Here is a 14,798-nt window from a genome sequence, read left to right on the forward strand (position 1 = left end):
CTTTCCATTTTTCTTGCAGGACTGTTTTGTACTCAATTACAGGCAGCCGGTGCAGCTCCTGCTGCCTGTAATTGAGTACAAAACAGTCCTGCAAGAAAAATGGAAAGTATTGTTTTTTTCACTTGGTTTTCACCTTTAAAAATCAACTGCCTTGGCACAATTTGGAAGGGTATGTAATTTTAGAAAGAAAAAATTTTTTCTTGATTAATTTTGGGCAATCGAACGTCTGCAACATATTAAATTTGAGAGATTCCTTAGAAAGTCAAAGCGTCAAGTCGGAAATGAAGCAGGAAAATCGAAAAGCTAAAAAGTTTTCAAAATGAGTAAAATTCGATTAAGAATTTTGGATGCAAAAAATGGCAGAAGAACAAGACGATTTAAAAATATCCGAAAACATAAGAGCTGAACTTAGGAGAGGTGCTTCTGATTTTATCGGAGAGGGCCGAGCATATTACGTTTACTTTATTTCTAAGGATAAATGCGTCGGTTCGGCAAAGATGACCGCCGAATTTGTCATTCCTGTACAAGTCTCCTCCAGAACTAAAAAAGAAGATGCCAACTACCAAAGAATTCTGGCTGTTATGGAGGAAGATCTTAAATGCCTGGCTGGTCTTCTGGATGAATCGGGTGAAAATCGCGGAGAAATCGAGCATGATGTTTCGGATCTTTGGATTATCAAGAAGAGAGGCCGGCCTCTTGTAGCATCTAAGCCTTTAGCAAGAACTACTATTCTTTTAACGGAAGAAGATAAAGAAAAATTAAAAGAACTTGGTGGTTCGGCGTGGATAAGAGATCAAATTCGCAAGGCTTATAACGAATCAAAAGCATCAGAAGAATAACTTACAGGCACAATTGGTCTTATAAAAATGGAAGAATTAAACGAGTTGTTTTATCGGGATCCTTACTGCCAAGAATTTGAAGCAGAGGTCCTTTCTTGTACTGTTGGTAAAAAGGGTTTTGATGTAGTCCTAAGCGATACGGCTTTCTATCCGGAAGGAGGCGGCCAACCTTCCGATCTAGGAACTTTAGGCGATGCCAAAGTCTTATTCGTAAAAAGACAAAATGGACAAGTCGTCCATCAGACGGACAAAGAGCTGAAAGTCGGAGAAATAGTCAAGGGAAAAATTGACTGGGCACGCAGATATGACAACATGCAGAATCACTCGTGCGAACATATTTTTTCAGGCTTAGTCAATAGAAAATATGGCTTCAATAATGTTGGTTTCCATATGGGAGAAGATGTCCTAACCGTTGATTTTGACGGTTATCTTACTCCTGAGCAGTTGGCCGAAATGGAAGAATTGACCAATGCGGCTTTCAGAAAAGGACAAAACATTCATATCTTTTTCCCAAGTGAAGAAGAACTCAAAGCGTTGGATTTCAGAAGTAAGAAAGAACTTAAGGGAAAAGTTCGAATTGTTGAATTCCCGGAGGCTGATATCTGCGCCTGCTGTGGTACTCACGTAAAAAATACAGCGGAAATTGGGTCTTTTAAAATACTTTCTTCCTTTAAGCATAGAGGAGGGACAAGGGTTGAGTTTGCCGCCGGTAAACGCTTGATCAATTACATCAATATGCTCTTAAGAGAAAGTGCATCCTGTGTAGAACAGTTATCTGCTAAACCTCAAGAAATCTCCAGTGCTTTAAAACAGCTGTATTCAGAAAAGAATCAGCTGACAGAAAAACTTTCGAAGAAATCGGAAAGGATTATGAATTTGATTTCTGATTCTCTTCCTTCTGAAGGAAAGTTATTGTTCGTTTCAGAAGCGGAATTAACTCCTTTTGAGATAAAGGTCTTCTGCAATCGTTTGTCCGAGAAAAAGAATTTCGAATCCATTCTTGTTCTATCAGAACAGGCGGAGAAAAAACTCTTTAATTACATTCTTTTCTCTAAAGAACCGAATTTGGTGACTCTATCGAGAGAGTTAAATAAAGAACTGAATGGCCGAGGCGGGGGCAAGCCTCCTTTTGTTCAAGGTTCCTTTGCTGCTACTGAAGAGATAATTAAAAAAGCTGTTGAAGCAAAATTAGGATGACTTCTGGACAAGACTAAAAAGAAAAAGCACTGCCGGAAAAATTCGCAGTGCTTTTTTTGTCTGGAAGCGGATTATTTCGACGGCTTCCAAGTTAAAAGCCTTAAACCATTGGCGACAACAATCAAACACGTACCTGTGTCAGCAAATACTGCCATCCACATCGTTGCCATTCCTAAGAAGGTCAGAGCAAAGAAAATGGCTTTAATGGATAAAGCAATAATGATGTTCTGACAAAGAATTTTGAAAGTTTCCTTGGACAGTTCAATGAATGCGGGAAGCTTTCTCAAGTCATCGTCCATTAACGCAACATCGGCAGTTTCAATTGCTGTATCTGTTCCGGCTGCACCCATGGCAAAACCGATATCTGCACGAGCAAGTGCAGGGGCGTCATTAATACCGTCACCGACCATCCCTGTGACGTCTTTCTTAGCGTAGCGGTCAACAAGATGTTGTTTCTCTTCCGGAAGAAGATTTCCTTTAGCCATTTGAACGCCAACTTCCTTACCGATTCTTTCAGCGGTTTTAGAATTGTCTCCGCTTAAAAGGACGGTCTTTAAACCGAAAGAGTTAAGTTTTTCGATTGCTTCTTTGGAGTGAGATTTAATCGAATCTGCGACCCCGAAGCAAGCCAATACCTTCTTGGAACTGGCTAGAACCAACGGAGAAAAACCTTTTTCGGCCAAAGCAGAGAATTTGTCTCGGATGGCTTGGCTCTGGAGCAGATAGCGATCTAAACCTTTTAAATTGCCCAAATAATATTCGGTCCCTTCAATTGTTCCCACTACGCCTTGTCCCGGAAGGGCGGTAAAGTCACTAACCTCGGCAAGTTTAGAACCATGAAGTCCGTGAGCCGCGGCATGGTCGGAGACAGCTTTACTTACCGGGTGAGAATTTCTTTCTGCTAAAGCCGCAGCTAGAGCTAATACGGCATTCGGATCCTCGTCTGTCAGCATCTCAACTTCTTGAACCTGAGGCTTGCCTTCAGTAATAGTGCCGGTCTTGTCGAAAGCAATAAGCTGAAGTTTTCTTCCTTTTTCCAAATAGATTCCGCCTTTAACTAATATTCCGCGCTTTGCCGCGTTAGCCAAACCGGTGACGATTGTTACAGGAGTAGAAATTACCAAGGCGCATGGACATGCAATAACCAGCAAGGTAAGGGCCTTGTAAATCCAGCCGTACCAATCTCCGTCGAGTGCGAGGGGAGGAATAACGGCTGTGGCTAAAGCAATTAAGAAAACCAGAGGGGTATAGACTTTAGCGAAGCTGTCAACAAATCTCTGAGTGGGTGCACGAGAACTTTGAGCTGATTCAATGGCGCTGATAATTCTCGCAGGCATTGAGTTCTGAGCTGTTGATGTTGCTTCGTAAATAAGCTCTGAATTTTCATTCAAAGAGCCCGCAAAAACAGCATCGCCGGGTTTCTTATCTACCGGAAGACTTTCTCCGGTAATTGCACTTTGATTCAACGAAGAATTACCTGAAATGACTTTGCCGTCGACAGCTAGTCTTTCTCCGGGCTCAACTCGAACGGTGTCGCCGACACGGACATCATCGGCTTCTATTTCTTCCCATTTACCGTCTTTTTGCACCGTAGCTTTTTGAGGAGTCATGGAAAGGAGGGAGCGGATGGCGCCTCGTGCCTTATCTAAAGAAAGCTGCTCAATAGCTTCGGAAATTTCAAAAAGAACCATGACCATAGCAGCTTCGGCCCAGGAACCGATTAATACGGCTCCGGTTACGGCTACGGCCATTAGGGCATTCATGTTAAAGTTGAGGTTCTTAATGGCAATAAAGCCTTTTTTATAAGTTCCTATACCGACAAAAAGGATGGCTGCAACGGCCAAGGCCATTGAAATGTATTCATTTAAATTCAACAGCTCGCATGCTTCCGAACCAAGAGCAAGAATCAAGCAGAAAATATATCTCCACCAATTGATTTTGGTCGGTTTAAATTCCGAGAGACTGGTTTTCTGACCTTCAATCACTTCAGGATCGTATTCGAGAGATTTAATCGCGGCTAGGATGACCGGCAGCTGTCCCGGCAAATAAGACACGGTAAGAATACGGTTCATCAAGTTAAATTGGAGGCCGCTAACACCTTCGATGCCATTCAGTTTCTTGCGGATGAGACCTTCTTCGGTCGGACAATCCATTTGAGGGATTCTGATCTGGGAAGTTTGCTTTTTGTTATCAACAACACGCTTGAGTTTCAGATTATTTTTTGCGAAGGCTTCCTCAATCGCCGGGAGGGATTCCGGAGTATGAATAATTCGCAGCCCTTCCGGGGTTAGATTAACATCATGAACCCCAGCTAATGAACCGAGAGTTGCAAAAAGCAGTTTATATTGAGTCGGCTTAACCTCTGAGACATTCCAGTCCGTATCCATGCTGTTTTCGACGTGGGAATGGTCGTGACCGCAGCAGCAATGCTTGTCATGAGAATGATCGTGTTCTGCACAGCAAGTGTGGCTCTCGTGATGCTCATGTTTTTCATCATGATGTCCGCATCCGCATCCTGCATGTTCATGTGAATGACATTCATGATGTTCATGATGGTTATGACCTGAGCAACACTCATGATGTTCGTGCGAATGAGACCCGCAGCAATGAGTGGCATGATCGTGAGAACAGCATTCAGTTTCGGATTTTGAAGAGCTGATTGTTTCCGGGTTTTCGTGATGATGACCGCAGCAGCAATGTTCTTGAGAATGCGGGTGAACAGAATTTGCTTTTTGGGCATCTTCTAAGCAACGACAAGGCTGCCCGGGATATTTCCCGCAGTTGCACATTTTAGTTTCACAGCTCTCTTTAGTATTCTCGGGAGAGGCCTGCAAAACAGCTTTTTGTGGGTGTGGCTGAAGACTTCCGTTTTCGGGCGTTTGTTTTATATCATCCTTCATCGTTATTTCCCAATATCTTGTTTATGGGATAATTTAAAATCCTATAGTTACTTTAGAGTCAAGTTAATTTAGGGTAAGTTCTGATGAAGATAGGCGAATTAGCAAAAATAACAGGTTGTCAGGTTGGGACCATTCGTTTTTACGAGACTTCCGGCCTTCTTCCCGTTGCCCCAAGAACACATGGAAACTACAGGGTTTACGGAGAAGAACACAAGAAAGCGCTGCAGTTTATCCTTCATTGCCGTGCGTTGGATTTATCGATTGATGAAGTAAAAGAATTAATCAATCTCAAGAGCGCCCAGGCTAGTGATGCCCGTAAAGCTCATTCAATCATTGAAAATCACATTCTCGAAATTAATAAAAAGATTACTCAGCTCGAATCATTAAAGTCAGAACTTGAATTTTTAGCTCATAAATGCGGGCACGATCACCGGGAAGAGAAGGGCGAAACTTGCTGTCTTATTGAAGCCTTGCATCAGTAAAAAACGAGATATTTCGAGACCGAAACGAGTTCTCAGAAAGATAAAAAATAGAATTCAAGCAATGAGTAATTTCTGAGTTTTGATTATTTAAACTTATAATTTGTTTTTATTTCATGAAAATGTTTTTCGCAAAAAGATTATGATGTAAGAATTATTGTAGTTGCTTCATAATTTTGCGTTTTTTCAGTATCTTTATGCCTTATAAATTACCTATAATTAGGTAAATTACAAAGTTATAGAAAAAGAAAAATATATCTTTAAATAAAACAAAACAAGGGAAAAATGACGAATTCTAGTCATAAGCGAGCTGCAAAATCCGGATGGGGAGGAAAAGAGCCGGAGCAGGACGAAAACCAGGTCCCGACGCTTCCGTCAGCAAGGTCACAACTGTAGTTCTTACCGAAGATCTCATTGCAAAACTTCGTGAGCTCGGAGGTTCGAAATGGGTTCGTGAGCAAATACAGAAGAGCGGAACTGAAAAAACTTCCAATCCAGATTCTCAGCCGTCTTTTTCAGAAAATACCTCATTGGATTTAAATAGATTATTAATCCATGATCCTCTCTCTTCTTTAATTTGTTCCGCACCGGACGACAGTGCTTTTTCTTCCGGCATCAAGCACGGGGACATGTTAATAGTTAACTCAAAAGTTCCTCCGAAAGAGAGCAATGTTGTTCTTGTTCGACACAATTCTTCTTACTCTTTGAGAAGATTTAGAACGGAAGGTAATGCCGCCACTCTCTCTATGGATACTCCGACTGGAGAAGTCGTGTGTTCCTTAGCCGACAGCGAATGCTGCATTTTGGGTGTAATCCAATACGTTATAAAAAGTTTGCCGTAGAGGATTTTTCTGAGGCGGTCTAAAAATTCGTGAAATAATTATTATTTTTACGGATTTACGCGTTCTATTGCGTAAATTTCCTGCCAAATAGGAGGGAGAATTGCAGGAAGAATTTTTTTCTTTGCCGCCGGCCCAGTCTGAGATTGAGGTCATCAAACTTCCGTCTTGGAAGAAAAAGTCGGACTTTGTTGCGGAAGAAGTTCCTGTCGCATTGGTTTATAACGGCCTTTCTCATGTTGTAATGATGTGCTCACCGCAGCATCTTAAAGAGTTTGCTGTCGGGTTTTCTATTTCTGAGGGAATTGTTCCGGATTATTCTCATATCTTTGATATAGAGATTAAGCCAGGCTGTCACAATGGACTCGTTGTGGAAATGGAAATATCTCCTCGCTGTTTCTGGAATCTCAAAGATCAGAGAAGGAGCATGGCAGGCCGCACTGGCTGCGGAATCTGCGGTACGGAAAATTTAGATAAGGTCTATAAAGAAGTTTCTCGTCTTCCTAACACCTATACTTTTGACTTGAAGCATTATCACTTCGGCCTCCAAAAGATCAGACAGGTTCAGCAAATCGGAAACATCACTGGAAGTATGCATGCTGTTGCGGCTTTGGACAGCGAGGGCAATTTTTTAGGTGGGATTGAAGATATAGGCCGTCACGTGGCCCTAGATAAAGTTTTGGGCTTAAAAGCGATGAATAACTGGAAGAAAGAGGTTTTATTCTTGAGCTCTCGAGCTTCTTTCGAAATGGTTCAAAAAGCCGCTGTTTCCGGTATTGAAATCGTCTTTGCTATTTCAGCTCCGACCAATACCGCTATTGAACTGGCGAGAAAGGCAAATATCACGTTAGCCGCATTTTGCAGAGAAAACTCGGCTAACGTTTATACTGCTCCTGAGAGACTTCTCGGATCTTTCTAATTCGGATCTTTTTCCTCAACGCTCAGAAGAAGCCTCGTCTTTATTTTTGCCTTCTTTAGCTTCTTCAGTGACATGATGAACAAGGAGCAAGGGCAGGTGGCAGGCAGAGCCGATTCTCATCGCAGTCGACCCCATCATCATGGAAGTAAATGCTCCCCGCCCATGAGTGCCTAATATCAACAGCGATAAGTTGTTCTCTACGGCATATTTGGCGATTTCTTCTGAGGGATCTCCTTTTAGGAGGACTACTTTAGCCTCAATATCTTTGCTTCTTAACTCCTCATAAATTGGCTCAACTTTTTCATCAAAAGGTATCCTTTGTTCTCTTTCGAACTCTTCCTTTGTCATGGCTGGAGCACCGAATGCTGAGACTTCAGGAATAATCAGTCCGCTATGAGGCGTAATGACATTGATGAGATAAAAGATGGGATCTTTGCCAAATAACTGCATATGCTGCTGTGCATATTTAATTGCGGCATTGCTGTATTCAGAACCGTCAATGCAAATTCCCACACGCATTCTGTCTTCAGCATACTGAGATTCCTTTCTTAACACCAGCATTGGAGCTTTGGTAGAGGCAAGCACGGAGGAAGTTTTAGACCCGAACAAGAGGCCTTTAACAGGTGTTCTCCCGTGCGAACCCATAATAATCAAGTCAGGCTTTATTTCCTTGGAGACCTTAACGATATTCTCAGTGGCACGTCCGAAGCACACCTTGGTCTTAACCTTGTAACCGGCTTCTTCAAGTTTCTTTTTAGCCGGTTTCAAGATAGCGCGGCTCTCAGCGTCTTGGAACTCTTCAACAACTCCGTCTTTGAGTTTGTTTTCAATAGATGAAGGTATTTTTTTCTGAACATTGACTAAGAAGACTGTATTAGTAAATTTTTTAATGTCTTCCAAATGAGAGAGGTAATTGATGGCTTTCTTACGGTAAAAACTGCCGTCCAGAGGAAGAAGTATTTTCATAAATGTCCTTTGTAGTTCTTTTGACTTCATTCTAATTTTTTCTGATGACAGAATCATTACTTTTTGAGTATGCAGAGAAGCTAGCGTGTGTGAGTGACTGTTTTAGGAGGAGCTATAAAAATGGTAGGTGATTCCTAGAATAGTAGAAGTCCTTAGATTCTACGGTGCTTTGTGACTTCCTGTAACTAGCTATATTTCCGCATTCTTTTGCGTGCTTCGCTAACGTAATGATTTAATTGAAGAGGGGAGGAGGGAATATTCTGACTGTAAATTTTGTTTACTTGTCGTCTCAAAAACTAAGAGTTTTCCCCTTTTTTTAATTTTTTAAATAAGCATAGAATTCTCGGGAGTTCGAACAATATCGAACATAAAAATAAATAATCCTCGTTCTCTTGATTGTTGTGGGAGTTTAAATTGACAAGTCCGACACTCGTTAGATTAATTTCTTTGGTTGTATTGGTATTCATGGGTTTGACCATGTTTGCCACTTATTCTTTAGCAGTTCCGATGGTTTAACTCGTCATCGCCCGAAACAAAAAACGAAATAATCCCGGATAGAAATAATCTCTTGCAGTTAACTTTATCTTTTGCATAAGGTTTTCACCTAGGAATTGGAAGAAAAGCTTACCTATTTAAGTTGTTCTCCTATATAGTTTCCACTTTCTTAATAATATGAACGGCTTGAGAAAATGGATATCACGGCTTTAAATGCTTTAATTCCTGTTTTCGACTTTGTAGGAATCGTTGCCTTCGCCTTATCCGGGGTTTTTGAGGGCATGAAAAGAAAAATTGACCCGGTAGGCGTCTTCATCGTGGCTTTCTCGACGGCTTTCGGAGGCGGAATGCTGCGTGACTTGATTATTGATAGACGACCGTTCTACTGGATCGACCACGAGGCTTATGTCCTTGCCACCTTCCTCATTGTTGCAGTTGCGCCTTGGATTAACAACTTTTTTGAAAAAAGAAAAAATGCTCAGGATTGGTACATTTTCGCTGACGCTATCGGTTTAGGCATCTTCTGTATTTCCGGGACTTCTCTTTCTCTAGCAGCCGACGTTCCTTGGCTTTCTTCCGTCATTATTGGTTGTATTACCGGCGTATTCGGCGGTCTCATGCGTGATGTATTCTTGAATAAGATGCCGGCTGTTGTTTCTGACCGCTCTCCCTATGCCTCTGTTGGCTTCGTAGGAGGGTGGTTCTACATTATGCTTCTGGAACTCGGACTTTCTTTAGAATGGTCTCTTTGGATCGGTATGATTTTTATCGTCGGTTTAAGAATGTCCTGTGTGATTTTCAACTGGAAGATCAGATACTTGGAACCAAAATCTTATACAGATCACGACCGTTAATTTGAAATTCTTTCTTCAAAAACAACAAAGCAACCGTGACGGTTGCTTTGCTGTTTTTGAGTTAGCGCTAAATCGTTACGCCGTAAAGCTCTTTGAAAACCTTTCTTGTCACGGAATCTAAAAGCTTCACAAATTCAGCTTTTCTTTGATCCGCATCAATCTTTTGATTTCTGAAGTCTTTGAAATCAAAATTTTCTTCTTTCACGATCTTTTCCACAAGGGTCTTCCAAAAGGCAGGAGATTCGCTTTGTTCCCATTTGCCGCGGCCGCGTCCGAAATGTGCAACGGCTAAATAAAGCAATACAGTTTCTACCACGAAGCCTTCCATTGCGGATGGACTCCAGCTGATAAGATTTTCCTTCGTACCTTTCTTTACGTTGTAAGCAGTAGCTGCTCCGACGCCTCCCAAAGCACCGGCAATGGCACCGCCAATGGTTCCGGCACCTAAAGTTAAACCTCCCGTAGCGATATCTGCAGCTAGTCCGGTCACAGCACCGCCCGCCACAGCACCGAATAACGTTGCGGCTGTCGTATCGATTTTTTCTTCAGTGACCCAGTCAGTACGCATTCTTCTCAGAATTTCTCCCTTAACGCCTTTTCCTTCAAGGCCGTTAATGGAAATCAGCTTCTGTGTTAAGTTGCAAAGCCAATCTGCAGCTCTTGTAGAAAGCGCCACTTGAGCGTCCTGAATTTCGCCATGAAGATCTTTTTTGATGAAACCAAGAGTTCTGCCAATCGCTCTAAGTCTTTCAACCAAGGACTGTGCTGCAAGAATTTCTTTATCGTTGCCGAGTTTGACCAAATATCCGGCCATGGCATCCATAGAGCTGGAGTAAAGAGCCTGTTTTTGCCTTACCCAGGTGGCCTTCAAAGAAGTAAATGCCGCTTGCTGTTCGGGGGCCAGTGCTTTGCCCATTTCATCCCAAAGTTCATATTCTTGAGCCCAGCATCTTGCAAATGCATCCAGAGGGAGAACAGCAACAATGAATTTGTAATTGCTTAAAAAGTCTTTCCATAACTGAACTTCTTTGTTTTCTTCTTCCCGCGGAAGAATCTCTCCCATTTGGTTCAATAGGACGATGACCGGCTTATCAATCCAAGTAAGGATTTCCATTTCGGCCTTGACGTAAGGCACGGAGTCCGGGGATTCGCTGGCATTAACCAAATACAAGATTACGTTGGAAATGTCCTTGATATGTTTCAGCGCTTGTTGATTCAGCCAGAGAGTCCTGTCGGTTAAGCGATCCCAAACTTCACTGGTAAACCACCCGATAGGGTTGCTTCTTCCCGCAAGACGTTTAGCTAGGCGGACACTGTCTCCAAATCCCGGAGTATCCCAAAGAATCATTTCGCTGTCATCGGGCGCACGAAGCAAAACATAGTCTTCAGGTTCAGTTGTGACGTGTGAGCGATCCTCCACCTCTCCGATATCTCTTCCTAGAAGAGTTCTGGCCAGAGTCGTTTTACCGACGTTGGTGTGGCTCACTAAAGATAAATTGATTTTCTGGGGATCTTGTTTCATGTCTAGATCTAATGATGGTTAGATGTTTTATCAAATTCTTCCAAGATTTCTTTAACGTTTAAAGAATCCAAATTAGCAAAGGCATAGGGAACGGCTGTGGTGTCCAAGAATGTAGACCAATTCTTCTTTCTTTCTTCGATTCTTTTAGGCGTTCCGGAGAATCTTTCAATAAAGACGTCTGAATTGATAAGGACTTTGCAGGATGCCTCGTTTTTATTGCATAAATCTCGGATATCTTTGGCGAATTGAATATGTACTTCTTTTTCCGGAGTGGCAGCCATCGGGAAAACAATCCAAAGCTCTTCAGCTTTACCGTTTTCGATTGTTGGAAGAGGAGTATCTTCATGCGCTGTCGGCTCGAAAATAAACTTGTTCCCGGACTGATTAATCGCTAAAGAAAGATCCTCAATATTGTTCTTTTCTTCCGTTGTAAGGTCTTTTCCGAAAGGTAGTACTCTGATTGTCATTGATTGTCCATGCCACTGTCGAATAATGTTTTGATAATAAGGTGTTTGAAGATTAATAGGGAAGTTGTTTTTAATGAAATTTGCTCTTACCTTGTTATAAAGGAATAAGAACAAGCGAGGGATGATAACGATAATTGCCGTAGCGGTAATTAAGCGAATCATCCAGTAAGTTGCGGGAACTCCAGCGGGGGTGACATCAAACCGCATATTTTTGACAACTTCAGTATTTAACGTCTGAAAGAGATTGTCGTTGCTTGGAAGGATGTTATAGACCAAATTAAGGAAAGCCAGAACTGCGTCCGGTTTCTCAGCAAGCCAGGTGCTCTCCCATCCGGCAGTATATGCTGTTCCCCAACCTCTAATGCCGATTGAAAAGATAAGACCCAACCCAAAACACATTGCCGACAAATGGAAAATACAGGCAACGATTCTGCGTAGGTAGGGAGCTTCAGCCGGTATCCAAATTTTAAAGAATTGAGTAAGAGAAGGACTTTTCTTACTTGCAGTCGTCTGAATCTTGGTGAACAAAGAACTTAAAAGCTCTCTCAAAGGTCCTGCTCCGAAGGTCTTTTCTTTTCTTACGCAACGTACGATGAAGGAGACCATAAGCCATATATATATCAAGATGTTCCATAAGAACAAGCCGAGAAGAGGAGGAGACAGTAAGTTGATTTTGTTGCCGGTCGTTGCCAGTTCATCAGTAATGACGCCAAGCAGAAATGCAAGACAAACAAAAATAAGCCCGATCGTCCATACTCGTAAGTCTGAAGGTTCCGGTTGAAGAAGTTCCGGTGCTTTTTGCTTTAGAAGATCGAGAACTTTTGTCGCACGAGTCAGGAGGAAATCTTTTTGAGAACCGCTTTCTCCCACTTGCAAGGCTGCTTCTGAGGTGCATATAGAGCTGTCTTCGGCAGTAAATTTTTTCTGTTCGAGCGCCGATAATTCAAGGACGCGGGTCCAAGTCAACTCTTTAACATCATCAATGCTTAATTTTTTGTTTTTATCTGCCTTTGATGAAGTGTTATTAGTTTTGCTTTTACTGTTAAACATATCACTGCATTTTCAAAAGATACTGCATTATCCCGCAAGATAAATTGAAAATGCAGGGAGCCACACAAATTAAGGAATCAAGGTGTGTTTTCTTGTAGAGAAGCAATTCCTGCTTCTATGAGGATAAAATTATCCAAAAAAATTAGGATAAAAAATGCAGGAAATATTAATCAATAGTTCGATCCATGAGGCAAGAGTTGCTGTACTGGAAGACGGTACTCTTCAAGAACTGCGGATTGAAAGATTCGCAGAGGCTTCTCTAATTGGAAACATATATTTAGGCATTGTCGGAAAAGTTCTGCCGGGAATGCAGTCGGCTTTTATAGAAATCGGCCTCCCTCGGGCTGGCTTTCTTCATGTCGGAGATATGCGCCAAGCACAGCAAGAAAACGGAACTGCACCCATAGAAAAACTTCTTCATGAAGGACAAGTTGTTTTAGTTCAAGTAGCTAAAGATCCGATTGGGACAAAAGGAGCTAGGCTGACAACTGAAATCAGTTTAGCGGGCCGTCTCCTTGTATATCTGCCTTTTGATTCTCATATCGGAGTTAGTCAAAAAATTGAAGATAGCGCTGAAAGAGAACGCTTAAAAGAAGCTGTTGAACTGATAACCAAAACTGAAGGTCCGCAAAAAGGCGGTTTTATTGTCCGGACGAGCGGTGAGGATGCTCAGCCGGAGGACTTTGTAAATGATATGAAGTTCTTGGTTAAACAGTGGCAGGAAATTGAAAAGAAAACTCACGTCACACCTGCACCGGCACTTCTTTACTACGATGTTTCCATCGGTCAAAAAGTATTGAGAGACCTCGTAAACGAGAAAACATCTAAGATTCTTGTGGATAATCCTCACGTTTATGAAGAACTCAGATCTTTTGCAGAGAAATTTGTTCCTGACTCACTTGGCTTGCTTTCTCTTTATCAAAGCGAAAGACCTTTGTTTGATCAATACAATCTTGAAGCCGAGATTCAGGAATCTCTTAACCGGCGCGTGAATTTGAAATCCGGAGGTTATTTGATTCTTGACCAAACCGAAGCTATGACGACGATTGACGTCAATACCGGAGGATTTGTCGGAAGAAGGGATTTTGCAGATACCATTTACAAAACAAATCTTGAAGCGACCCATGCGATTGCCCGTCAGTTAAGACTGAGAAATCTTGGCGGCATTATTATCGTGGACTTCATCGATATGAATAATCCGGAACATCAAGCCGGTGTCTTGTCGGAGCTCAGAAATGCAGTGAAGAATGACAGAAACCGGATCTTCATTAGCGACTTTACAGAGCTTGGTTTGGTCCAGATTACGCGTAAAAGAACTCGAGAGTCTTTGGCCCATTTAATGTGCGAAACCTGTCCTACCTGTGGAGGACGAGGCGAAATCAAAACTGCAAGGACAGTCTGCTATGAGATCTTGCGTGCAGTTTTGCGTGAATATCATCAGTTCAAAGACGCTAAAGAATTCACTATTCTGGCTAACCAGAGCGTTATCGATATGTTTTTAGACGAAGAAAGCGAAGCTCTGGCTTTATTAGGCGACTCAATACAGAAGCCGATAAAACTTCAATTGGAAAGTGAATTCCTTCAAGAACAGTATGACGTTTTAGTTAAATAAATGGTTTCTTATAAAGATTTTGATTTTTTTGTATTTGACTGGGACGGCACTATTCTCGATACCATCAGTTCAATCATCTACAGCTATCAGTATGCCTGCAAAGAAATGAGATTTCCGGTACCGGACGATGATGTGGTTCGTTCAACGATCGGTTTAAGTACGGAAAAGTGTCTGAGAATTTGCTGTCCGGATTGTCCTCCCGAACGGTTTTCTGAGTATTTTGCTCTTTATACCAGTTACTATCTGCCTCGTGAAGCAAATTTACAGCTCATAGACGGCATGGAAGACCTCTTAAGAGACATGCATGCCGCAGGGCTTCGCTTAGGGATTGCTACCGGAAAAAGCAATAAGGGAATGAAGCGCGTTTTAACTAAATACGGTTTGGAGGGATTGTTTGAAAGTGTTCAAACTGCTGACGATAATTTTTCCAAGCCAAATCCCTCTATGCTTTATTCGATCAGTGACGATTCCGGAGTCGAGTGCTCGAAAATGCTGGTAATCGGAGATTCTTGTTTAGATCTACAAATGGCTCAGAATGCCGGAGCATCTTCGGTTGCAATGACTTACGGTGCTGCTAAAAAAGAAGATCTTCAGAAAATGAATCCGCTATCCCTGTGCGGCTCGGCAAAAGAGTTAAGAAAGTTTTTAAGGTTGTAAAG

Annotated in this window: 12 protein-coding genes; 8 read left to right on the top strand and 4 right to left on the bottom strand. The window is 42.0% G+C overall.

Features of this window, described 5'->3' with window-relative positions:
- The first annotated feature begins 356 nt into the window (after positions 1–356).
- On the top strand, positions 357–839 hold the full coding sequence (locus RDK53_RS07085) for a hypothetical protein (protein WP_308513927.1): 483 nt from the start codon (positions 357–359) through the stop codon (positions 837–839).
- Between the two features lie 27 nt (positions 840–866).
- A complete protein-coding gene (locus tag RDK53_RS07090; protein ID WP_308513928.1) occupies positions 867–2,036 on the top strand; it encodes an alanyl-tRNA editing protein in 1,170 nt (389 codons plus the stop codon).
- A gap of 71 nt (positions 2,037–2,107) precedes the next feature.
- Here the strand turns inward: RDK53_RS07090 and RDK53_RS07095 are convergent, their stop codons facing one another.
- Complete coding sequence (locus RDK53_RS07095) at positions 2,108–4,936, bottom strand: heavy metal translocating P-type ATPase (RefSeq protein WP_308513929.1); 2,829 nt, start codon at positions 4,934–4,936, stop codon at positions 2,108–2,110.
- 83 nt (positions 4,937–5,019) lie between these two features.
- Between RDK53_RS07095 and RDK53_RS07100 the strand changes: the two genes are divergently transcribed.
- From RDK53_RS07100 to fdhD, 3 genes are all read left to right on the top strand, one after another.
- Positions 5,020–5,418: a MerR family transcriptional regulator gene (locus RDK53_RS07100; RefSeq protein ID WP_308513930.1), complete on the top strand. Its 399-nt coding sequence runs from the start codon at positions 5,020–5,022 to the stop codon at positions 5,416–5,418.
- 320 nt (positions 5,419–5,738) lie between these two features.
- Positions 5,739–6,257: a S24 family peptidase gene (locus RDK53_RS07105; protein ID WP_308513931.1), complete on the top strand. Its 519-nt coding sequence runs from the start codon at positions 5,739–5,741 to the stop codon at positions 6,255–6,257.
- A gap of 100 nt (positions 6,258–6,357) precedes the next feature.
- Positions 6,358–7,173: a formate dehydrogenase accessory sulfurtransferase FdhD gene (fdhD, locus tag RDK53_RS07110; RefSeq protein ID WP_308513932.1), complete on the top strand. Its 816-nt coding sequence runs from the start codon at positions 6,358–6,360 to the stop codon at positions 7,171–7,173.
- Between the two features lie 15 nt (positions 7,174–7,188).
- On the opposite strand, the gene RDK53_RS07115 is transcribed toward fdhD, so the two are convergent.
- Positions 7,189–8,139 (bottom strand): universal stress protein, encoded by a 951-nt coding sequence (locus RDK53_RS07115; RefSeq protein WP_308513933.1) that lies wholly within the window; start codon positions 8,137–8,139, stop codon positions 7,189–7,191.
- Between the two features lie 689 nt (positions 8,140–8,828).
- On the opposite strand from RDK53_RS07115, the gene RDK53_RS07120 reads away from it, so the two are divergent.
- Positions 8,829–9,488 carry a trimeric intracellular cation channel family protein gene (locus RDK53_RS07120; RefSeq protein WP_308513934.1) on the top strand — a complete coding sequence of 220 codons (660 nt, stop codon included), beginning with the start codon at positions 8,829–8,831 and terminating at the stop codon, positions 9,486–9,488.
- Positions 9,489–9,555: 67 nt separating this feature from the next.
- Here RDK53_RS07120 and RDK53_RS07125 read toward each other — a convergent pair whose 3' ends face one another.
- Both RDK53_RS07125 and RDK53_RS07130 read right to left on the bottom strand, forming a co-directional pair.
- Positions 9,556–11,010, bottom strand: a complete 1,455-nt coding sequence (locus tag RDK53_RS07125) for a DUF3482 domain-containing protein (RefSeq protein WP_308513935.1) — start codon at positions 11,008–11,010, stop codon at positions 9,556–9,558.
- 8 nt (positions 11,011–11,018) lie between these two features.
- A complete protein-coding gene (locus RDK53_RS07130) occupies positions 11,019–12,527 on the bottom strand; it encodes a DUF2868 domain-containing protein (RefSeq protein ID WP_308513936.1) in 1,509 nt (502 codons plus the stop codon).
- Positions 12,528–12,681: 154 nt separating this feature from the next.
- Between RDK53_RS07130 and RDK53_RS07135 the strand changes: the two genes are divergently transcribed.
- Together RDK53_RS07135 and RDK53_RS07140 are read left to right on the top strand one after the other, a co-directional pair.
- Positions 12,682–14,139, top strand: a complete 1,458-nt coding sequence (locus tag RDK53_RS07135; RefSeq protein ID WP_308513937.1) for an Rne/Rng family ribonuclease — start codon at positions 12,682–12,684, stop codon at positions 14,137–14,139.
- Positions 14,140–14,796 (top strand): HAD-IA family hydrolase, encoded by a 657-nt coding sequence (locus RDK53_RS07140; RefSeq protein WP_308513938.1) that lies wholly within the window; start codon positions 14,140–14,142, stop codon positions 14,794–14,796.
- Positions 14,797–14,798 lie beyond the last annotated feature (2 nt).

The sequence above is a fragment of the uncultured Turicimonas sp. genome (assembly GCF_902477955.1).
Classification (GTDB): domain Bacteria; phylum Pseudomonadota; class Gammaproteobacteria; order Burkholderiales; family Burkholderiaceae_F; genus Turicimonas.